Below are 21383 nucleotides of genomic sequence, written 5' to 3' on the forward strand. Positions count from 1 at the left end.
GGGGTTGGGGGCCCCCCCCCGCGCCGCCCCCGGGCCGCTGACCCCGTTTGCCGGGGGCGCGCGGGGGGGGGGGGGGGGGGGGGGGGGGGTGTGGTGGGGGGGGGGGGGGGGGGCCCCCCCCCCCGCCCCCGGGGTTCAGCTCTTGCGGTGCCCTATCAGCCGGGGCTTCTGCTCCAGACCGTCCAGGCCGTGCCAGGCCAGGTTCACCAGATGCGCCGCCACCTCGGCCTTCTTCGGCTTGCGCACGTCCAGCCACCACTGGCCCGTCAGCGCCACACTGCCCACCAGCGCCTGCGCGTACAGCGGCGCCAGCTTCGGATCGAACCCGCGGGCCTTGAACTCCAGCCCCAGGATGTCCTCCACCTGCGTGGCGATGTCGCTGATCAGCGACGCGAAGGTGCCCGTGGACTGCGCGACCGGCGAATCGCGGACCAGGATGCGGAAACCGTCCGTGTAGCGCTCGATGTAGTCGAGCAGGGCGAACGCCGCCTGCTCCAGCAGCTCCCGCGGGTGGCCCGCCGTCAGCGCACCGGTGACCATGTCCAGCAGCTGACGCATCTCCCGGTCCACCACGACCGCGTACAGGCCCTCCTTGCCGCCGAAGTGCTCGTACACCACCGGCTTGGAGACCCCCGCCTTCGCCGCGATCTCCTCGACCGAGGTGCCCTCGAAGCCCTTCTCCGCGAAGAGCGTGCGACCGATGTCGAGGAGCTGTTCACGGCGCTCCGCGCCCGTCATCCTCACCCGCCGGCCACGCCTGGGCTTCTGCTCGCTCGTGCTCGGGGAACCGCCGTCGATCGCCACATCCTCCATCATGCCGCGTCGGCGGCCGCATCCCGGCGCCGGGCGTCGATCCGCGCCTGCGCCGGCCAGCGCACGTCGTGCGCCCAGCCCAGCTGCTCGAACCAGCGGATCAGCCGCGCACTGGAGTCGACCTGCCCCTTGAGGACACCGTGCCGGGCCGAGGTCGGGTCCGCGTGGTGCAGGTTGTGCCAGGACTCCCCGCAGGACAGCACCGCGAGCCACCACACGTTGCCCGAACGGTCCCGCGACTTGAAAGGACGCTTGCCGACCGCGTGGCAGATCGAGTTGATCGACCAGGTGACGTGGTGCAGCAGGGCGACCCGCACCAGCGAGCCCCAGAAGAAGGCCGTGAACGCCCCCCACCACGACATCGTCACCAGACCGCCGATCACCGGAGGGATCGCCAGCGACAGGACCGTCCACAGCACGAACTGGCGGGAGATCGCCCGGATCGCCGGATCGTTGATCAGGTCCGGCGCGTACTTGTGCTGCGGCGTCTGCTCCTCGTCGAACATCCAGCCGATGTGCGCCCACCACAGGCCCTTCATCAGCGCCGGGACCGTCTCGCCGAACCGCCACGGCGAATGCGGGTCGCCCTCCGCGTCGGAGAACTTGTGGTGCTTGCGGTGGTCCGCCACCCAGCGCACCAGCGGCCCCTCCACGGCCAGCGAACCCATGACCGCCAGCGCGATCCGCAGCGGGCGCTTCGCCTTGAAGGAACCGTGCGTGAAGTAGCGGTGGAAACCGATCGTGATGCCGTGGCAGCCGATGAAGTACATCGCCGTCATCAGCCCCAGATCCAGCCAGCTCACCCCCCACCCCCAGGCCAGCGGCACCGCCGCGACCAGGGCGAGGAAGGGCACCGTGATGAACAGCAGCAGCGTGATCTGCTCGATCGAACGCTTGTTGTCCCCGCCCAGCGTGGCGGAGGGCAGGGCCTGGGCGGTGTCGAGCACCTCGGACTCCGAGGTCACCTCGGGGCTTGTGGTCATGGGTGTCCCCTGGGGGGTGAGGGTGGGGGTGCGTGCGGAAAGAAGGCCGAGGCTACGGTCCCGTAACCTACGGCGACGTAAGTATGGCAGCGCCGCGGCCCGCGGCAAGAGCGCCAAAGGCGGGGCGTTCGCCGTGCCGGGAAGACGGACACCTATCCTGGGTGCGTCGGACAGCGCGGTCCGCAAGCCTGCAGTACCCCTCCAGACGTGCTCAAACACTGCAAGGAGCCGCACCTGTGAGCAGTGCCGACCAGACCTCCACCGCCAGCGCCGAGCTGCGCTCCGACATCCGCCGACTGGGCGATCTCCTCGGCGAGACCCTCGTCCGCCAGGAGGGCCCGGAGCTCCTGGAACTCGTCGAGAAGGTCCGCAGCCTCACCCGTGAGGACGGCGAGGCCGCCGCCGAGCTGCTGCGCGGAGTCGAACTCGAGACCGCCGGCCGGCTGGTACGGGCGTTCTCCACCTACTTCCACCTCGCCAACGTCACCGAGCAGGTGCACCGAGGCCGCGAGATGCGCGAGAGGCGGGCCGCCGAAGGCGGTCTGCTCGCCCGCACCGCCGACATGCTCAAGGACGGCGACCCCGCGCACGTCCGCGAGACGATCAAGAATCTCAACGTCCGGCCGGTCTTCACCGCCCACCCCACCGAGGCCGCACGCCGCTCCGTGCTCAACAAGCTCCGCCGGATCGCCGTCCTCCTGGAGACCCCCGTCATCGAGGCCGACCGGCGCCGCCACGACCTCCGGCTCGCCGAGAACATCGACCTCATCTGGCAGACCGACGAGCTGCGCGTCGTCCGGCCCGAGCCGGCCGACGAGGCCCGCAACGCCATCTACTACCTCGACGAGCTGCACGGCAACGCCGTCGGCGACGTCCTGGAGGACCTCGCCGCCGAACTGGAGCGCGTCGGCTACGAGCTGCCCGCCGGCACCCGCCCGCTCACCTTCGGCACCTGGATCGGCGGTGACCGCGACGGCAACCCCAACGTCACCCCGCAGGTCACCTGGGACGTACTGATCCTCCAGCACGAGCACGGCATCACCGACGCCCTCGAACTCGTCGACTACCTGCGCGGACTGCTCTCCAACTCCATCCGCTACGCCGGCGCCACCGAGGAACTCCTGGAGTCCCTCCAGGCCGACCTGGAGCGGCTCCCCGAGATCAGCCCCCGCTACAAGCGCCTCAACGCCGAGGAGCCCTACCGGCTCAAGGTCACCTGCGTCCGGCAGAAGCTCCTCAACACCCGCGAGCGCCTCGCCAAGGGCACCCCGCACCAGGAAGGCCGCGACTACCTCGGCACCGCCGAACTGCTCCGCGACCTCACCCTGATCCAGACCTCGCTGCGCGAGCACCGCGGCGCCCTGTTCGCCGACGGCCGGATGGACCGCACCATCCGCACCCTCGCCGCCTTCGGCCTCCAGCTCGCCACCATGGACGTCCGCGAGCACGCCGACGCCCACCACCACGCCCTCGGCCAGCTCTTCGACCGGCTCGGCGAGGAGTCCTGGCGCTACGCCGACATGCCGCGCGACTACCGGCAGAAGCTGCTCGCCAAGGAACTGCGCTCCCGCCGCCCGCTCGCGCCGACCCCCGCGCCGCTGGACGCCGCCGGCCAGAAGACCCTCGGCGTCTTCCGGACCGTCAAGCGGGCCCTCGAGGTCTTCGGCCCCGAGGTCATCGAGTCGTACATCATCTCGATGTGCCAGGGCGCCGACGACGTCTTCGCCGCCACCGTCCTCGCCCGCGAGGCCGGCCTCGTCGACCTGCACGCCGGCTGGGCCGAGATCGGCATCGTGCCGCTCCTGGAGACCACCGACGAGCTCAAGGCCGCCGACGTCATCCTCAACGACATGCTGGCCGACCCCTCCTACCGACGCCTCGTCTCGCTGCGCGGCGACGTCCAGGAGGTCATGCTCGGCTACTCCGACTCCTCGAAGTTCGGCGGCATCACCACCTCCCAGTGGGAGATCCACCGCGCCCAGCGCCGGCTCCGCGACGTCGCCCACCGCTACGGCGTCCGCCTGCGCCTCTTCCACGGCCGCGGCGGCACCGTCGGCCGCGGCGGCGGCCCCTCGCACGACGCGATCCTCGCCCAGCCCTGGGGCACCCTGGAGGGCGAGATCAAGGTGACCGAGCAGGGCGAGGTCATCTCCGACAAGTACCTGATCCCCTCCCTGGCCCGGGAGAACCTCGAACTGACCGTCGCGGCCACCCTGCAGGCCTCCGCCCTGCACACCGCGCCCCGCCAGTCCGACGAGGCCCTCGCCCGCTGGGACGCGGCCATGGACACCGTCTCCGAGGCCGCCCACTCCGCGTACCGGCGCTTGGTCGAGGACCCCGACCTGCCCGCGTACTTCTTCGCCTCCACGCCGGTCGACCAGCTCGCCGACCTGCACCTGGGCTCCCGCCCCTCGCGCCGCCCCGACTCCGGCGCCGGGCTCGACGGACTGCGCGCCATCCCGTGGGTGTTCGGCTGGACCCAGTCCCGCCAGATCGTCCCCGGCTGGTTCGGCGTCGGCTCCGGCCTCAAGGCGCTGCGCGAGGCCGGCCTCGACGCCGTCCTCGGCGAGATGTACGAGCGCTGGGGCTTCTTCCGCAACTTCCTCTCCAACGTCGAGATGACGCTGGCCAAGACCGACCTGCGGATCGCCCGCCACTACGTCGACACCCTCGTGCCCGACGAGCTCAAGCACGTCTTCGAGACCATCGAGGCCGAGCACCGGCTGACCGTCCAGGAAGTCCTCAAGGTGACGGGCGGCCAGGAACTGCTCGACTCCAACCCGGTCCTCCAGCAGACCTTCTCCATCCGCGACGCCTACCTGGACCCGATCTCCTACCTCCAGGTCGCCCTGCTGCACCGCCAGCGCGCCGCGGCCGAACGCGGCGAAGAGGCCGACCCGCTGCTCTCCCGCGCGCTGCTGCTCACGGTGAACGGCGTGGCGGCGGGTCTGCGCAACACCGGCTGACCCCCTTCCGCACGAACGACGGTGCCCCCGCCGGAGCCAGGCTCCGGCGGGGGCACCGTCGTCGTTCAGGCGCTGCGTCAGTGCTGCTGGGCCTTGCGGCGGCGCATCACCAGGAAGGCACCGGCGCCCGCGAGCGCGACGGCCGCGGCCGCGAGGAAGCCGACGGGGGCGCTGGAACCGGTCTCGGCGAGGTTGCCCTCGGAACCGCCGTCGTCACCGCCCTTGTCGCCGGGGACCGTGGTGGCGCCGGGCGTGGTGGGGGAGCCGGAGGCGGAGGGCGACTCGGAGGTGCCGGGGGTACCGGACGGCGTTCCGGAGGGGGTGCCGGACGGCGTGCCCGACGGCGTCCCGGACGGGGTGCCCGACGGGGTGCCCGTCGGCGTGCCCGGGTTCTCCTCACCGGGCTCGCAGTCGGTCTTGAAGACCTTGTGCTTCGCGCGGCCGTTCTCGCCCTCGAAGTTCCAGAACAGCTTGTACTGGCCGTTCGGGAGGGTCATGTCCTCGGTGCGCTCGTGGCCCTTGCCGTCGAGGACGAGCGTGCCCTCCTTGACCGTGGTGCCCTTGTCCTGGTCGTTGTTGGCCCACGCCTCGATGTGCCACTGGACCTTCTGCGCGGCGTCGAAGCCGAAGGAGACCAGGTAGAACTCGCAGACCTTGGGCTCGTTCTTCTTCAGCTCTTCGCCGGTCTCGGCGTCGTGGATCTTCACGGTGCCGTTGTCGCCGTGCGGCTTGCCGGTGGCCGAGGCGGCCGGCGCCAGCACGAGAGAGCCCGCAACGGCCGCGACGAGCGCGCCGGCGGAAATCAGGGAACGTCGCATGTGCAGTCGTCCATCTGTGGGATGAGGGATGCCGTGGGGAGTGGCGGAGGCAGCCTATCCGTCGCTCTGCGTAGCACTTAACCCAAAGGGAGATAACGATTCGAAGGGACCAGGTCACTCTGTCCGATAACGCTCAGAGCGCGAAGAACGCACCCAGCAGAACCGCCGCCCCCGCAGCCGCGAACCCCCACGCCGTCCGCACCAACCGCAGCCCGCCACCCACCAGCGGCGCCGCCAGCAACAGCGCCCCGCCCAGCGGAAGCCACGCGTGCAGACCGCCGCCCCAGCCCGCACGGACCGCCTCCTCCGTACCCGGCTTCACCACCACCGGCAGCGTCTCGCCCTTCTCCGCCGCCACCGAATGCCCGATCGTCAGCGTGTGGTGCGAGGACCCCGCGGAATCCGGCGTGTAACGGCCGCTGCACGTCTCCTCGTTGCAGCCCGTCACCGTCAACGTGCCGTGCTCACGCCCCTTCGGCAACAGGACATGCTGGGCCGTCTCCCAGGACGACCACGCGCCCCCCACGAGAAGCAGCAGGACGACCAGGGCCACGGCGGCGTTACGGACGTGCGTCATGACCCGCGATCGTACAGTCGTACGGCAAAGCCGCCAGGAGTCGCGCTACGAGTTGTACGCCGACTGCGCCCGCTCCAGGCCCTCCGTCACCAGGCACTCCACCGCGTCGGCCGCCCGGTCCACGAAATAGTCGAGCTCCTTGCGCTCCGTCGACGAGAAGTCCTTCAGAACGAAATCGGCCACCTGCATCCGACCCGGCGGACGCCCGATGCCGAACCGCAGCCGGTGGTACTCCGCCCCCATCGCCTTCGTCATCGACTTCAGACCGTTGTGCCCGTTGTCACCGCCACCGACCTTCAGCCGCAGCACCCCGTAGTCGATGTCCAGCTCGTCATGGACCGCCACCACATGCGCCGTCGGCACCTTGTAGAAGTCCCGCAACGCCGTCACCGGCCCGCCCGACAGATTCATGTACGACATCGGCTTCGCCAGCACCACCCGGCGGTTCGCCGGACCCGGCGCACCCAGCCGACCCTCCACCACCTGCGCCTGCGCCTTCTGCGCCCGCTTGAACTTGCCGCCCATCCGCTCGGCCAGCAGGTCCGCCACCATGAAGCCCACGTTGTGCCGGTTGCCCACGTACTCCGGACCCGGATTACCGAGGCCGACGATCAGCCAGGGGGCGTTCGCGTCGTCCGTCATCTGCGTCTCGTCTCCTCGTATCCGCACGTGCTCGGGACAGAAAGAAACGGGGTGACGGGCCCGTGGGCCCGTCACCCCGTCACGTCAGGCAGAGCCTACGGCTCAGGCCTCGGCGCCCTCGGCGGCCTCGGTCTCGCCCTCGGCGGCCGGCTCCTCGGCCTGCGCGGCCAGGACCTGCAGGACGACGGCGTCGCCCTCGGTCACCAGGGAGATGCCCTTCGGCAGGTCGATGTCCTGCGCCAGGACGGAGGCACCGGCCTCCAGGCCCTCGACGGAGACCGTCACGGACTCCGGCAGGTGGGTGGCCTCGGCCTCGACCGAAAGGGTGTTCAGAACGTGCTCGAGCAGGTTGCCACCGGCGGCCAGCTCGCCCTCGGCGACGACCGGCACCTCGACGGTGACCTTCTCGCCACGCTTGACCAGGAGCAGGTCGACGTGCTCCAGGAAGCCCTTCAGCGGGTCACGCTGGGCGGCCTTCGGGATGGCGAGCTCGGAGCCCTTGCCCTCGATGTCCAGGGACAGCAGGACGTTCGGGGTACGCAGCGCCATGGCGGTGTCGTGGCCCGGGAGGGTCAGGTGGACCGGGTCCGTGCCGTGGCCGTAGAGCACGGCGGGGATCTGCGCGTCGCGGCGGATCTTGCGGGCGGCACCCTTGCCGAACTCGGTACGGATCGACGCGGTGAGCTTCACCTCGGACATGTGCACTCCTCGTAATGTGGTGACGATGGCGACTGTCACCCGGCCCCGACTGGCGTGGGCCTGCTACGAAGAGCGCGTCGATAACGGACCGCCGGCACCCGGTGCGTCCTGCGCACGGGCACGGCCTCCCTCGCCGAGCAACCACGACAGTCTAGCCGGACCCCTCCGGACCGCCCAAATGGATCACACCGCCACCGCCGGCACGGGCCCACCAGCCCCGCCGGTACGCGCCCACCGCCCCTGCGGACACGGCCCCACCAGCCCCCGCCGGCCCGATCCGGACCCAACCCCCACAGGACACGCGGAAGGGCCGCCTCCCCAGGGGGAGACGGCCCTCACGACACCGGCACGTCGGCCGAGGCTCAGTGCTCCTCGAACAGGCTCGTCACCGAACCGTCCTCGAACACCTCACGCACCGCGCGCGCGATCGTCGGAGCGATCGACAGCACCGTGATCTTGTCGAGCTCCAGCGAGCTCGGGTCCGGCAGCGTGTCCGTGAACACGAACTCGCTCACCTTCGAGTTCTTCAGCCGGTCCGCGGCCGGACCGGACAGGATGCCGTGCGTCGCCGTCACGATGACGTCCTCCGCACCGTGCGCGAACAGCGCGTCCGCAGCCGCGCAGATCGTGCCCGCCGTGTCGACCATGTCGTCCACCAGGACACACACACGGCCCTTCACGTCACCCACGACCTCGTGGACCGTCACCTGGTTGGCGACGTCCTTGTCACGACGCTTGTGCACGATCGCCAGCGGCGCGTCCAGACGGTCGCACCAACGGTCCGCCACCCGCACCCGACCCGCGTCCGGAGACACGATCGTCAGCTTCGTACGGTCGACCTTCGCACCCACGTAGTCCGCCAGCACCGGCAGCGCCGACAGGTGGTCCACCGGACCGTCGAAGAAGCCCTGGATCTGGTCCGTGTGCAGATCCACGGTCAGGATCCGGTCCGCACCCGCCGTCTTCAGCAGATCGGCGACCAGACGGGCCGAGATCGGCTCACGGCCACGGTGCTTCTTGTCCTGACGGGCATAGCCGTACGACGGAATGATCACGGTGATGCTCCGGGCCGAAGCCCGCTTCAGAGCATCGAGCATGATCAGCTGCTCCATGATCCACTTGTTGATCGGAGCCGTGTGGCTCTGGATCAGGAAGCAGTCCGCGCCGCGAGCGGACTCCTGGAACCGAACGTAGATCTCACCGTTGGCGAAGTCGAACGCCTTGGTCGGAACGATCCCGACGCCCAGCTGGTGCGCGACCTCCTCGGCCAGCTCGGGGTGGGCGCGGCCGGAGAAGAGCATGAGCTTCTTCTCGCCGGTCGTCTTGATCCCGGTCACAGCACTGTCTCCTCGACGGTTTCTCTGGCCGCGAATCCCGCGCTCCCGTGCGCGCGTGCGAGCCAGCCGAATTTGTGTGCACGTATCACGGTACGCCGAGTTCGACGTACCCGTTTCCGGTCAGTCTTCGGCAGAAGCCTTCCCGGACGCCGTCTGAGCAGCCTGCGCAGCGGAACTACCCGGCCGCTTACGAGCCACCCAACCCTCGATATTCCGCTGCTGGCCACGGGCGACGGCCAGCGCGCCGGCCGGCACGTCCTTCGTGATGACGGACCCCGCAGCCGTATAGGCACCGTCCCCGATGGTGACGGGAGCCACAAACATGTTGTCCGAACCCGTCTTGCAGTGTGAGCCCACCGTCGTGTGGTGCTTCGCCTCACCGTCGTAGTTCACGAAAACACTCGCCGCACCGATGTTGGTGTACTCGCCGATCGTCGCGTCACCCACATACGACAGATGAGGGACCTTCGTACCCTCACCGATCTGCGCGTTCTTCATCTCGACGTACGTACCCGCCTTGGCCTTCGCACCGAGAACCGTCCCCGGACGCAGATACGCGTACGGCCCCACCGAAGCGCCCTCGCCCACCACGGCCGAATCCGCCACCGTGTTGTCGACCCGCGCCCCACGCCCCACCGTCGTGTCCGCGAGGCGAGAATTCGGCCCCACGACAGAATCCTCACTCAGATGCGTGGCACCCGACAGCAACGTGTTCGGCAGCACCGTCACGTCCGGCTCGAACGTCACCGTCACATCCACGAACGTCGACGCCGGATCCACCACCGTCACACCCGCGAGCATCGCCCGCTCCAGCAGGCGCTCGTTCAACAGCGCACGAGCCTCCGCCAGCTGCACCCGGTTGTTGATCCCCAGGATCTCCCGGTGATCCGCCGCCACCGACGCACCCACCCGGTGCCCCGCCTCACGAAGAATCGACAGCACATCGGTGAGGTACTCCTCGCCCTGGCTGTTGTCCGTCCGCAGCTTGCCCAGCGCATCCGCCAGCAGCACCCCGTCGAACGCGAACACCCCGGAGTTGATCTCCCTGATCGCCCGCTGCCCGTCCGACGCGTCCTTGTGCTCCACGATCGCCGTCACCGCACCCGACGCATCGCGCACGATCCGCCCGTAACCGGTCGAGTCCGGCACCTCGGCCGTCAGCACCGTCACCGCGTTCCCGTCACCCACATGCGTGCCGGCCAGCGCCCGCAGCGTCTCCCCCGACAGCAGCGGAGTGTCGCCACACACGACGACCACGGTCCCCTCGGGCGCCCGCCCCAGCTCCCGCAGCGCCATCCGCACCGCGTGCCCGGTCCCGTTCTGCTCCTCCTGCACCGCGGTCCGCGTCCCCGCGTAATGCGCGTCGAGGTGACCCTTCACCTGCTCCCGCGCATGCCCCACGACCACGACCAGGTCCTCGGGCTCCAGCTCGCGAGCGGCGGACACGACGTGCCCGACGAGCGAACGTCCGGCGATCTCGTGCAGGACCTTGGGGGTCTTCGACTTCATGCGGGTGCCCTCACCCGCTGCGAGGACGACGACGGCTGCCGGGCGGTTGGCGCTCACGGGAATGCCCTTCGGCTTTCGGGTGGTGGACTTCCGAAGGATACCGGGGGGTGCCAGGGGGGACATGAGTAAGGGTCCCGACCTCCCAGGTCGGGACCCTTCGTCGCCAGGCTCCCCTGCCAGGACTCGAACCCGGACATAGGACTCCAAAGGTCCCAGTGCTGCCGATTACACCACAGGGGATAGCAAAGTCGACCAAATCGGACATTAGGTCGTGCTGATCGAGTCGACGGCACCTACTATGCCGCACCACCAGCCCTCGATGCGACGGTAAAGCTCGGCGCCTTGCGAGACGCGGATGACGAGGCACCCCCGATAGTCGGGGCCGACGTTCTTCCGGATCGTCTTCGGGTTGTGCGTTTTGATCGTGGTCTTCCGGAAGGCGCTCGGATCGACACCGACGAGATCGGCCCAGTAGCGCAGCGCACCTTCGACATCCGCCGTCGCGTGGATCATGAGCCGGAACGCCAGTCGTTCCGGCTCGATCCGCAGGAGGCGCAGCCAGGCCAGGTAGAGCTGAATGACGCCGGGGTCGCTGTTCACGAACTGGACGTTCTCCCGGCGCGAGTACGGCTTGTCCTTCGCGCCTTCCGCCCAGTAGAGAGCGGTCCCCACGAGCAGGAGTTCACGGTCGGAGAGTGAGCCGATCTCCAGGGCCGCGGCTGTCTTGGTGCTCCGGCGTCGCGCGTCGCGCACGGCCGACTCGTGCTCCCAGCGTTTCCGGGCGGCGATCCTCGCCTGCTCGGACGGATCGCGGCGCTCCGGCTTCGGCAGGTCCCGTACCCAGAGCGAGATCGAGCTCTTCGAGCAGCCCAGCTCGACCTGGATCTGGTCGTAGGTCCTGCCCTCCAGGCGTAGCTCGCGGGCGCGGGCGCGGAGGTCGTCCTTGGCGTTGGGGCGCTTTGTCCAGTCCGGCGCGGGCTCGCCCTTGACGAGGCGGTGGAGGAGGTCGTTGTTGTAGATCTGCAGGCGGTCGCGGATCTGGCGGAGGCTGAGGCCCTCGCGGCGTAAGGCGACGGCCTGCGCGCGCAGGCCTTCGAAGTCGGCGTACCGGCTGGTTTCCGGCGTCTCGTGTGTCATGGGGACACTTTCGTTCGGAATGCGGACACCCGTGTCGAAAACCCTGTCGATTCAACAGTTCGAGGGACTGGCGTGCGCGCGGGTTGACGGGCGGCGCTCCGGGGCCCGTGGGAGGCGGGAAAATCGGTGGCCCTCGCCCGTAGGGTGGAAGGCATGACCACAACGGGGGCAGGGCGGGACGCGGTGGCGCCGCGTACCTGGTGGTGGTGGGGAAGACGGCGCAGTGTGGTGCTGGATGTGACGCTGGGCGTCCTGTCCGCACTGGAGTGCGGGCTCGAAGGGGTGGGCTTCGCGCAGCAGGCGTCGTTGCCGGTGCCGCTGGGGGTGTTGTTCGGGCTGCTGGTGGGGTCCGTGCTGCTGGTGCGGCGAAGGTGGCCGATCACGGTCGTGCTGGTGTCGATCGCCGTCACGCCGGCCGAGATGGGCTTCCTGATGGGGATCGTCGGCCTGTATTCGCTGGCGGCGTCCGAGGTGCCCCGGCGGTTCACGGCCGCGCTGGCCGGTATGTCGACGGTCGCGGTGTACATCGTGACGGTGGTGCGGATGCGCCAGGACGTCGCGCAGGCGGACGCGGGGCAGCCGGACTTCGATCCGAGCACCTGGTACGTGCCGGTCGTGTCGCTCTTCATGACCTTGGGGCTCAATGCCCCGCCGTTGCTGTTCGGCCTCTACATAGGGGCGCGCCGCCGGCTCATGGAGTCGTTGCGGGAGCGGGCGGACAGTCTGGAGCAGGAGCTGTCGTTGCTCGCGGACCGTGCGGAGCAGCGGGCGCAGTGGGCGCGGCAGGAGGAGCGGCGGCGGATCGCGCGGGAGATGCATGACGTGGTGGCGCACCGGGTGTCGTTGATGGTGGTGCATGCGGCGGCGTTGCAGGCGGTGGCGTTGAAGGATCCGCAGAAGGCGGTGAAGAACGCGGCGCTGGTGGGGGACATGGGCCGGCAGGCTCTGACGGAGCTGCGGGAGATGTTGGGGGTGCTGCGGGAGGAGCCTTCTCCGGCGGGTGTGGCAGGTCCGGCGGGCGTGTCAGGTCCGGGTCCGGAGGGTTCGGTGGGGTCTTCCGTGGTGCCGTTGGCGGCGGTGGGCCGGGCGGCGGCTGCGGCTGCGGAGGCGGCCGCGGTGGGCGGGTCCGAGGGTGCCGGGCCGTGTCTGGACGCCCTGGAGGCGTTGGTCGAGCAGTCGCGTCAGGCGGGTGCCGTGGTGGAGTTCGTGGTCATGGGTGAGGTCCGGGCGTACGGCGCGGATGTCGAGCGGACGGCGTACCGGGTGGTCCAGGAGGCGTTGACGAACGTCCACAAGCATGCGGCGGGTGCCGAGGTGGTGGTGCGTCTCGCGCATCGTGGGGCGGAGGTCGCGATGCAGGTGGAGAACGGTCCGTCGGACGCGACGGCCGCGGACGCGCATCTGCCGAGCGGGGGGAACGGGCTGGTGGGGATGCGGGAGCGGGTGACCCGGCTGGGCGGGGTGTTCGTGTCGGGTCCGACGGACGCGGGGGGTTTCCGGGTGAGTGCGGTGCTGCCGGTGACGGCGGTCTCGTAGGCCCCCCGGCGTCGTCAGGCCTCGGCGACGAGTCGGGTCGGCTGGGTGCCGGTGACCAGGGTGGCGAGGGCGGTGTCGATGTCGCGGCCGAGGAACCAGTCGCCGGTGTGGTCGATGCTGTAGACGCGGCCTTCGGCGTCCATGGCGAGGACGGCGCGCTGTCCGCTTTCCTCGCCCTCCTCTCCGAGGGGGGCGAGTTCGGTGTCGAGGGCGCGGCCGAGGTCGCCGAGGGTGCGGGCGAGGTGGAGGCCGGCGAGGGGGTCGATGCGGACGGTCGCGGGGGCTATCTGGCGTCCGTGGCCGGGGGCGGTGACGCGCAGGCCGCCGAATTCGGCCCAGGCCTCGACGACTGCGGGGAACACGCTGTGCCGGTGGCCGGCGGGTGAGACGTGGGCGCGCAGGAGGTCGGCCCAGTGTTCGGCGAGCTGTATGTCCCAGCGGCCGGGTTGCCAGCCGGCCTCGCGGAGGGCGGCGTCGATGTTGACCGGGAATCGGGTGCTGTTCAGGTCGGGCATGGGCGGGTCAGCCGTTCTGGGCGGTGGCGGCGGTGGTGCCGGCGGTGGGGTCGACGGTGCGGACCCCGAAGTGCGCGAGCATCGCCGTACAGGAGCGGCAGGGGGCGGCGTAGCTGCCGTGGAGGGGGTCTCCGTCCTCGCGGATGCGGCGTGCGGTGAGTTTGGCCTGCTTCAGGGAGCGGCGGGCTTCGCTGTGGGTGAGCGGTTTGCGCTGGGCGCGTTTGGAGCGGGCGTTCTCGGCGGCGGTGAGGTGCCGGGAGAGCAGGATGGCTTCGGGGCAGCGTCCGGTGAAGCGTTCGCGCTGGCCGCTTGTGAGGGTGTCGAGGAAGTCCTGGACGAGCGGGTGAAGGGTGGGCGGCAGGTCGCCGCGCGCGGCGGTGCAGGTGAGTGTCTCGCCGCGGACGGACAGGGCCGCGCCGACGGTGGGCAGGATGCCGTCGCGGCGGTGGCGCAGTAAGGGGGCGCGGTGGGTGTCGGCGGCGCTGCCCCAGCTGAGGCGTGGGTCACCCTGCGTGGGCGTTGGTGCTGGTGTTGCGCTTGCGTGCATGGTGCGGTTCTTCCCCTCCTGCAATCCCCCGAGTTGCGGGAACAGCCTGCCAAACGCGGTGCCCGATGGGGAAGCTGGGGCGCGGAAACGTGCTTTCGGTGTGTCGGAACCATGGCGTTGCTGTCATGCCGTCGTGACAGTTGGTCACCAGGGGTGGGGTGGCGGGGTCAGGCCGGGGCGGGCCGGGTCGGGGGCTTGTGGCAGCGCATAGGCTGTGCGGACCACCAGCCAGTAGAAGCCACAGGCAGAAGCAGCCAGCAGCCACTCAGGGGGCAACCGCCATGACGACAGGTCGGCTCGGCCAGGACACCGCGCCGCCGAACGCGGCGTACGCCGGTCAGGTCGTGCACTTCCCGGATCCGGTCCGGGCCTCCCGTCATCCCCGAGGGGTGCGGGTGGACGAGCGCGGCTACCCGGATTTCTCTCCGTACGCGCGGGCGGCGGCGGAGATCGCCGATCCGCCGGAGGGTTTCGGCGTCGACGAACTGCGTCTGACGGACTACGTGTCGGCGAACGCGGCGCTGGCCGCGACGGGGCACGAGTTGTGGGACACGATTCCGGCGGTGGCGACGCCGCACGGCTGGACGTGGCACCACGTGGCTCATTCGCGGCGTCTGGAGCTGGTCCCGGTCGAGGTGAAGGCGCTGTTGCGGCATCACGGTGGGGTGGCGACGGCGCGTTCGGTGGACCCGTCGAAGCGGGGTACGCGCCCGCTGCAGGAGACCCGGCCGGTGCACTTCGGGCTGCCGAAGCGTGTGGTCTCGGTGTCGGAGCAGCAGGTGCAGGGCGTGGAGGAGGATCTGGGCTACCGCCTGCCGGGCGCGTACCGCTCCTTCCTGAAGGCGGCGGGCGGTGCCGCTCCGGTGGGCACGGCGCTGGACGCGGAGCTGGGGCTGCTGGTGGACCAGCCGTTCTTCACGCTGCGTGAGGAGGCGGGGATCAACGACCTCGTCTATGTGAACAAGTGTCTGCGGGACCACCTGACGAAGGACTACCTGGGGGTGGCGTTCGTGCAGGGTGGTCTGCTCGCGGTGAAGGTGCGGGGCGCGGCGGTCGGTTCGGTGTGGTTCTGCGCGTACGACGACGCGCGGGACGGCGGCGAGGTGGCGGCCGGCTGGACGGTCAACGAGCGGGTGGAGCGGTTGCTGCTGCCGTGCGGTGGGGACTTCGACGAGTTCCTGCAGCGTCTCGCGGGCAGTCCGCCGGAGCTGGAGACGGTGGCGAACCTGATGGTGGACGGCGGCTTCGCGCGTGCCGTGCCCGTGGTCCCGGTAGGGGAGTGAACTGGCTGTGGTGACGTTCGCGCAGGCGCAGGAGCGCGCCGAGGAGTGGATCAACGGCGATGTGCCGGCGTATCTGCACCGTGAGGTGCGGGTGCGGGAGTTCGGGCTCGGGTTCGTGGTCTGGGCGGAGGACCGGGAGGAGGCGCCGACCCCGGACGGGGATCGGCTGCGTCTGGTCATCGCTCGGGACAGCGGCGAGGCGACGTTGTGGCCGGGGTTGCCGGTGGGTGAGGTGATCCGCCGTTACGAGGAGGAGTACGGCGCTGTCGCGGAGCCGGCCGCGGCGGTTCCGGCGCAGGCGGCCCGGGTCGATCTGAATCAGACGTCGTTCCTGCTGAGCCCGCCGGAGTGGCTGCAGGAGGCGGCGGACAAGATCGGTCTTCCGCCGGTGGAGTCGAACGCGTCGCAGGCGGCGGCGTCGGCGTCCGCGGAGGCGGTGTCGGCCGCGCCGGCGCCGGTGGCGCCCGCTTCGCCCGCGTCGCCGGTGGAGGCGGGTGCGGGTGTGCCGGCGGCGGTCGAGCCGGCCGCCGGTGGTGCCGGTTCCGGGGGGTCGGGCGGGGTGTCGTCCGGGTCCTCGGCGGGGGAGAGCGCGCCGGGTGCTTCCGGGGCGGGTGTCCCGGACGCTGCTTCCGGGGCGTCGGGCGAGGTGTCGGCCTCGCCGTGGGCGGCTGCGCCGGACGCCGTTCCGGGCGCCGTTCCGGGCGCGTCCGCGTCGGCCGCTGCCGCTTCCGGTGAGGTTTCCGGTGCTTCTGCTGCTTCTGCTGCTTCCGGTGCCGGGGCGGCCGGTGCGCCTGAGGGCTCGGCCGGCGCGTCTGCTTCCGGTGCCGTTCCGCCGGCGTCCGGCCCGGTGGACTTCGCGGTCCCCGCGACCCCGGCCGCCCCCGCGACCCCGGCCGCCCCTGCGACCCCGGCCGCCCCTGCGACCCCGGCCGCCCCCGCGACCCCGGCCGCCCCGGCGACGCCGGCCGCCCCCGCGGCATCGTCTTCCGCCGCGACCCCGCCCCCGGCTTACGAGCCCACCGCCAACGACGGTGTCCCGGCGCAGAGTCCGTGGGCGGACGCGAACGCGAGTGCCGGCGGGGCCGAGGGTGCCGTGCCGTTGCCGGCGACCGTGTTCGCGCCGCCCCTCTCGGGGGCGGACGACGAGGACACGCCGCCGCCGTCGGTGGGGGCGGATGCGCCCACCGCGCTGATGAAGGGCGGGAGCGCGCTGCCGGCGACGGCCATCGCGCCGCGTCTGAACAACGACGGGACGTTCGGGCGGGGCGGCGCGCAGACGCCGCCTCCGCCGCCGGGCGTGCCGGCTTCGGCGGGTGACATCGCCGATGCCGCGACGAGCAAGGCGGCCACGCCGCCGCCCGCCGGGGGCTACGTGCGGACGCAGTTGGTGTCGCAGCTGCCCGACGGTCCGCCGGCCCCGCCCGGGCCGCCCGCGCCCACACCGCCCGGTCCGCCGGGGCCTCCCGCGCCGACGCCGCCCGGTCCTCCCGGTCCGCCGGCGCCGCCTTCGGCGACGCCTCCGCCCGCCGTTCACCAGGCCGCGACGATGCTCGCGCACCCGAGCCAGGGCGGTCCCGGTACCCCGCTGCCGCCTCCGCCTCCGCCGGGTGCGCCCGGTGGCGGTGGTACGCCCGCGGGCGGGGTGGCGCACGCCGCGACGATGCTGGCGCACCCGGGTCAGAGCGGTCCGGGGGCTCCGCCGCCTCCGCCTCCGCCGCCGGGTGTGCCGGGCGGCGGTACGCCGGCGGCCGGTGTGGCGCACGCGGCGACGATGCTGGCGCAGCCCGGTCCGGCCGGGCCGCCCCCGCCGCCGGGGCCGGCGCCCGCGCCCGTACAGGGGCAGGCGCCCGCGTACGGGTACCCGCAGCCGCAGCCGACGGGTCAGCCGACGGTCGGTCCCGGCTACCAGGCCGTGCTGCGCTATCGCGCGCCCGACGGTTCGGAGCAGCAGATCATCCGCCGCTCCGCGCCGGGCACTCCGCACCCCGAGTGGCAGATCCTGCACGAGCTGCGCGCGATGAACGTGCCGCCGCAGCAGGTGCTGGAGCTGCACACGGAGCTGGAGTCCTGTGAGCTGCCGGGCGGTTACTGCGCGCGGATGATCCGGGAGACCTGGCCGCAGGCGCGGATCACCAACATCGCGCCGTACGGGCGGGATCACGCGGGCCGTCAGCAGGGGATGCGTCAACTGCTGACGCACCAGGGTGAGCTGCACCAGGTGGCGGACGGCCCGGCGCGGCCCGCGCCGGTGCGGGCGCCGCTGCCGCAGGTGCAGCCGGCGCCGCCGCTGCCGCCGGACGGGGTGGCGCAGGAGCTGGCCGGGGCGTTCGGTCCGGGCATCCTGCGCTTCGACCAGCGCGCGGTGTCCCGGCAGGGCGTGCCGGAGTTGGTGGCGGTCACGCTGATGTGGGCGGGTCTGCCGGCGGACTTCGGTCCGTTCTTCTGGGCGCAGCCGGCGATGCCGGTGGTGCCGACGCTGGCGGAGCTGGCGGGTCAGCGGCAGGTGCAGCCCGCGGCGGACGCGAGTTCGTACCTGGTGCTGGGTTCGGACTTCGGCCGCGCGATCTGTGTCCAGTACGGGACGGCGAACATCGTGGCCGTGCCGGTGGAGTCGGGTCCGGGCGGGCAGTCGGTGCCGCCGCAGTTCGTGAACACCGGGCTGCCGGAGTTCGTGCGCTGCCTGGCGCTGCTCGGGCGGATGTGGCGGCTGCGGTTCGGGCTGAACCCGGAGCAGGCGGGGCGCTGGACGGCTGATTTCCAGGCGCAGTTGGCGATGCTGGACCCGGCCGCGCTGTCGTCGCCGGAGAACTGGTGGTCGGTGCTGCTCGAGCAGATGTGGGACGGGCTGCTGTAGCCGGAAGGGCCCGCTCCATAAGCGCAATGTGACCAAAGGCGCTCGATGTGTGTTCACGTCGGGCGCCTTTTGTCTGTTCCCATGGCGCATCCTTGATGTTTGAGGACATAAGGATACGAAGGGGCGTCAGGGATGAGTTTCTCCGTCGGACGCGGGCGTGGATACCGCCCCGAGCAGGTCGACCGCCATCTCGCGGCGCTCACCGCGGAGCGCGACGACGCCTAGGGGCGGGCGGCGCGTCTGCAGGTCCTGGCCGAGGAGAGCGAGGCGGAGGCGGCCCGGCTGCGCGAGGCGGTCGCCGTGCTCGCCCCGCAGCGTTACGAGTCCCTGGGCGAGGCCGCGCAGAAGATCCTGGCACTGGCCGAGCAGGAGGACGAGCGGCTCGTCCGCGTCGCCGAGGCGGAGGCGCAGGCGCTCGTGGAGGCGGCCGAGGCGGCGGCCCGCGAGGCCGAGGAGGCGGCCCGGGCGTACGCGGAGGGCGTCCGGTCGGCGGCGGAAGCGTCGGCCAGGTCGGTCCTGGAGGAGGCCCGGGCGCGGGCCGAGGAGCTCGGCACGATCGCCCGCCGCGACGCGGAGGGCGTCGCCGACGCGGCCCGCGAGCGCTTCGAGGAGACCGAGCGGCGCGCGGCGGCGCTCCTCGCCGGGCAGCGCGAGGAGCAGCGGACCGCACGGGACGAGGCCGAACGCGCGGCCGACACCGCGTCCGCCGAACTGGACGCCCGCCACCAGGAGCGGATCACGGCGGCCGAGGCCCGGCTCGCGGAGGCGCAGAGGGCGCTGGCGAGAACGGAGGAGACGGCCCGTCACGGCCAGGAGGACGCGGAGGCACGGGCGGCCGACCTCCTCGCGGAGGCCCGCCTGAAGCAGGAGCGGATCGAACGCGAGACGGACCGGGTGCGCCGCGAGCACGACGAGGCCCGCGACGAGATCCACTCCCACATGGAACACATCCGCTCCTCCCTCGCCGCCCTCACGGGTCGCGTGACCGGCCAGGACCCGGGGACTCCGGCCGACGGCCCCGGCGGGGCGGAGGGCTCGGGGCGTGGCGGGGGCGCCGGGGGTGGCGGGGGCGCCGGGGACGTGGGGGAGTCCGGCGGCTCGGACGGCCCCGACGGCTCCGAGGGCTCGCGCGGCGCGGCGGGGCCCGCCGCCGATCGGGACGACTAGGAGTCCTCACCCCGCGGCGTCGGCGGTCTGCTCTTCCTCCTCCTGCTCCTGGGGGTCCTTCAGCTCCTTGAGGACCGGGAAGCGGCGCGGGGCGATCGTGAGCAGGACGATCAGGGCGAGGGCGGCGGCGCCGGCCGCGCCCAGGTAGACGTAGTCGACGGCCGCGTCGACCGCGCGCCGCAGATGGTCGGCGGCCGGGCCGGTCAGCGCGCCGGGGGTCTCCAGGGCGCGCAACAGGCCGTCCAGGTCGCCCTTGCCGTCGCCGACCCGCGCGGCCAGCACGCCGTTGGCGATCGCGCCGAACAGTGCCGCGCCGACGCTCTGGCCGACCTGCCGGACGAACAGCACCGACGCGGTCGTCGTGCCCCGTTCCTCGTACGGGACGGTCGACTGGACCCCGACGATCAGCGGCAGCTGGAAGAAGCCCAGGGCCCCGCCGAGCAGCAGCATCAGCAGCGCCGGCTGCCACGGTTCGCCCGGGAACGGCAGCAGCGGGAACGCGAGCAGGACCAGGAGCGCGAGGCCCATGCCGAGCACGGCCGTCTGCCGGAAGCCGATGCGGGTGTAGACCCGGTTGGAGAGGGCGGCCGTGACCGGCCAGCTCAGGGTCATCGCGGAGAGCACGAACCCGGCCGCGATCGGGCCGAGGCCGAGGACGGCCTGGGCGTACGTGGGCAGGAAGACGGTCGGCGCGACCATCAGCAGACCGAGCGCGCCGAGCGCCAGGTTGACGGCGGCGATGGTGCGGCGGCGCCACACCCAGCCGGGGATGATCGGCTCGGCGGCCCGCCGTTCGACGAGCACCGTGACACCGGCGAGCAGCGCCGCCCCGCCGAACAGACCGAGTGACGGCGCCGAGAGCCAGGGCCAGGCGACGCCGCCCTGTACGAGCGCGGTCAGGAGGAGGGCGCCGGACGCGAACACCCCGAGCGCCCCCGCCCAGTCGACCGACACCCGCCGGGCCTTCGGTACCCCGGCCCCGTCCGGTAGTGCGTCGGCCTTCGCCCGTACGGCGCCGGCCTCGTCGCGGCCGGCCCAGGCCCCGTCCCCTAGGGCGTCCGTCGGTTGTGCGTGGGCCTTCGTCCGTACGGCGCCGGCCCCGTCCCGGCCTGCCCCGTCCCCTACGGCGCCCGCCCCGTCCCGTACCGCGCCCGCCCCGTCCCCTGCCGCTCCTGCTTCCGTCCCCGTCCGTGTCCCCGTCCCTGTCCCCCGCCCCGTTCGCGTCGCCGGCGCCACCCCCGGCTCGACCAGGTAGCGCGCGATCAGCCACAGGGCGGCCGCTCCCACCGGGAGGTTGACCAGGAAGATCCAGCGCCAGTCCGCGTAGCCGGCGAGCAGGCCGCCCGCTGCCGGGCCCGCGACGGCGGAGGTGGCCCAGACCGAGGAGAGGCGGGCCTGGATGCGGGGGCGTTCCTTCAGGGGGTAGAGGTCGGCGGCGATGGTCTGGACGGTGCCCTGGAGGGCGCCGCCGCCGAGGCCCTGGACGACGCGGAAGGCGATGAGCGAGGCCATGTCCCAGGCCGAGGCGCACAGCACGGAGCCGACGAGGAAGAGGATGATGCCGGCGATCAGGACGGGCTTGCGGCCGAAGGTGTCGCTGAGCTTTCCGTACACCGGCAGGGTCACGGTGACGGCGAGCAGATAGCCGGAGAACAGCCAGGAGAAGACCGAGAGTCCGCCGAGGTCGCCGACGATCTGGGGGACGGCGGTGGAGACGATCGTGCCGTCGAGCGCGGCCAGCGCCATCCCCAGCATCAGCGCGGCGACGACCGGCCCGCGCCGGGTGCCGTCCGCCTCCGGCGGCGCGGCCGCCCGTCCCGTGGTCGCCTCGGACACCGCCGGCCCCTTTCCCCGCCCGCCCCGCGCCATGACGGATGCTTCGTACATCTAAGTGCGCCCGGGTCAGCCTCTCACCCGTACCCAGGGTGGAGGAACCCCTAGGGGGTCCTCCCTCATACGGTCCAGGGGCCGCTCGTCCCGGCGGAGGACGAGAGGGGGGT

At 72.0% G+C, this 21383-nt stretch carries 18 protein-coding genes and 1 tRNA gene; 6 read left to right on the forward strand and 13 right to left on the reverse strand.

Annotated features, from left to right (window positions below):
- Positions 1–135: 135 nt before the first annotated feature.
- Together ACIRQF_RS35315 and ACIRQF_RS35320 are read right to left on the reverse strand one after the other, a co-directional pair.
- A complete protein-coding gene (locus ACIRQF_RS35315; protein WP_376637113.1) occupies positions 136–813 on the reverse strand; it encodes a TetR/AcrR family transcriptional regulator in 678 nt (225 codons plus the stop codon).
- Positions 813–1796, reverse strand: coding sequence for an acyl-CoA desaturase (locus ACIRQF_RS35320; RefSeq protein WP_376637026.1), 984 nt, complete (start codon positions 1794–1796; stop codon positions 813–815). Before ACIRQF_RS35320 ends, ACIRQF_RS35315 begins: the two co-directional genes overlap by 1 nt.
- Positions 1797–2032: 236 nt before the next feature.
- Here ACIRQF_RS35320 and ppc point away from each other — a divergent pair, with 236 nt between their 5' ends.
- The gene (gene ppc / locus ACIRQF_RS35325; protein WP_376637025.1) at positions 2033–4762 is read left to right on the forward strand and encodes a phosphoenolpyruvate carboxylase; all 2730 of its coding nucleotides are present in this window, start codon (positions 2033–2035) and stop codon (positions 4760–4762) included.
- 77 nt (positions 4763–4839) lie between these two features.
- On the opposite strand, the gene ACIRQF_RS35330 is transcribed toward ppc, so the two are convergent.
- The 8 genes from ACIRQF_RS35330 to ACIRQF_RS35365 form a co-directional block, all read right to left on the reverse strand.
- Positions 4840–5580, reverse strand: coding sequence for an LPXTG cell wall anchor domain-containing protein (locus tag ACIRQF_RS35330; RefSeq protein WP_376637024.1), 741 nt, complete (start codon positions 5578–5580; stop codon positions 4840–4842).
- 133 nt (positions 5581–5713) lie between these two features.
- The gene (locus ACIRQF_RS35335; RefSeq protein ID WP_376637023.1) at positions 5714–6157 is read right to left on the reverse strand and encodes a hypothetical protein; all 444 of its coding nucleotides are present in this window, start codon (positions 6155–6157) and stop codon (positions 5714–5716) included.
- 45 nt (positions 6158–6202) lie between these two features.
- A complete protein-coding gene (pth, locus tag ACIRQF_RS35340) occupies positions 6203–6799 on the reverse strand; it encodes an aminoacyl-tRNA hydrolase (RefSeq protein WP_376637022.1) in 597 nt (198 codons plus the stop codon).
- 102 nt (positions 6800–6901) lie between these two features.
- Positions 6902–7498 (reverse strand): 50S ribosomal protein L25/general stress protein Ctc, encoded by a 597-nt coding sequence (locus ACIRQF_RS35345; RefSeq protein WP_376637021.1) that lies wholly within the window; start codon positions 7496–7498, stop codon positions 6902–6904.
- 362 nt (positions 7499–7860) lie between these two features.
- Positions 7861–8835, reverse strand: a complete 975-nt coding sequence (locus ACIRQF_RS35350) for a ribose-phosphate diphosphokinase (protein WP_376637020.1) — start codon at positions 8833–8835, stop codon at positions 7861–7863.
- A 120-nt stretch (positions 8836–8955) separates the two neighbouring features.
- Complete coding sequence (glmU, locus tag ACIRQF_RS35355; RefSeq protein ID WP_404098757.1) at positions 8956–10401, reverse strand: bifunctional UDP-N-acetylglucosamine diphosphorylase/glucosamine-1-phosphate N-acetyltransferase GlmU; 1446 nt, start codon at positions 10399–10401, stop codon at positions 8956–8958.
- Between the two features lie 111 nt (positions 10402–10512).
- Positions 10513–10584 (reverse strand) — tRNA-Gln (locus tag ACIRQF_RS35360).
- A 24-nt stretch (positions 10585–10608) separates the two neighbouring features.
- Positions 10609–11481, reverse strand: coding sequence for a hypothetical protein (locus ACIRQF_RS35365; protein ID WP_404098760.1), 873 nt, complete (start codon positions 11479–11481; stop codon positions 10609–10611).
- A 153-nt stretch (positions 11482–11634) separates the two neighbouring features.
- On the opposite strand from ACIRQF_RS35365, the gene ACIRQF_RS35370 reads away from it, so the two are divergent.
- Entirely contained in the window at positions 11635–13017 is a 1383-nt protein-coding gene (locus ACIRQF_RS35370) for a sensor histidine kinase (protein WP_404098763.1), read from the forward strand.
- 14 nt (positions 13018–13031) lie between these two features.
- On the opposite strand, the gene ACIRQF_RS35375 is transcribed toward ACIRQF_RS35370, so the two are convergent.
- The gene (locus ACIRQF_RS35375) at positions 13032–13532 is read right to left on the reverse strand and encodes an SUKH-3 domain-containing protein (RefSeq protein WP_404098766.1); all 501 of its coding nucleotides are present in this window, start codon (positions 13530–13532) and stop codon (positions 13032–13034) included.
- 7 nt (positions 13533–13539) lie between these two features.
- A complete protein-coding gene (locus ACIRQF_RS35380; protein ID WP_376637015.1) occupies positions 13540–14079 on the reverse strand; it encodes a YwqJ-related putative deaminase in 540 nt (179 codons plus the stop codon).
- Between the two features lie 281 nt (positions 14080–14360).
- Here ACIRQF_RS35380 and ACIRQF_RS35385 point away from each other — a divergent pair, with 281 nt between their 5' ends.
- From ACIRQF_RS35385 to ACIRQF_RS35400, 4 genes are all read left to right on the forward strand, one after another.
- Positions 14361–15362, forward strand: coding sequence for an SMI1/KNR4 family protein (locus ACIRQF_RS35385; protein WP_376637014.1), 1002 nt, complete (start codon positions 14361–14363; stop codon positions 15360–15362).
- A gap of 7 nt (positions 15363–15369) precedes the next feature.
- Positions 15370–18216, forward strand: coding sequence for an SUKH-4 family immunity protein (locus ACIRQF_RS35390; RefSeq protein ID WP_404098770.1), 2847 nt, complete (start codon positions 15370–15372; stop codon positions 18214–18216).
- A gap of 132 nt (positions 18217–18348) precedes the next feature.
- Positions 18349–18441, forward strand: a complete 93-nt coding sequence (locus ACIRQF_RS35395; protein WP_404098772.1) for a DivIVA domain-containing protein — start codon at positions 18349–18351, stop codon at positions 18439–18441.
- Between the two features lie 75 nt (positions 18442–18516).
- Entirely contained in the window at positions 18517–19383 is an 867-nt protein-coding gene (locus ACIRQF_RS35400; RefSeq protein WP_404098775.1) for a cellulose-binding protein, read from the forward strand.
- 6 nt (positions 19384–19389) lie between these two features.
- Here the strand turns inward: ACIRQF_RS35400 and ACIRQF_RS35405 are convergent, their stop codons facing one another.
- Positions 19390–21252 (reverse strand): MFS transporter, encoded by a 1863-nt coding sequence (locus ACIRQF_RS35405; RefSeq protein WP_404098842.1) that lies wholly within the window; start codon positions 21250–21252, stop codon positions 19390–19392.
- Between the last annotated feature and the right edge of the window lie 131 nt (positions 21253–21383).

Source organism: Streptomyces sp. NPDC101191, assembly GCF_044767915.1.
Classification (GTDB): domain Bacteria; phylum Actinomycetota; class Actinomycetes; order Streptomycetales; family Streptomycetaceae; genus Streptomyces.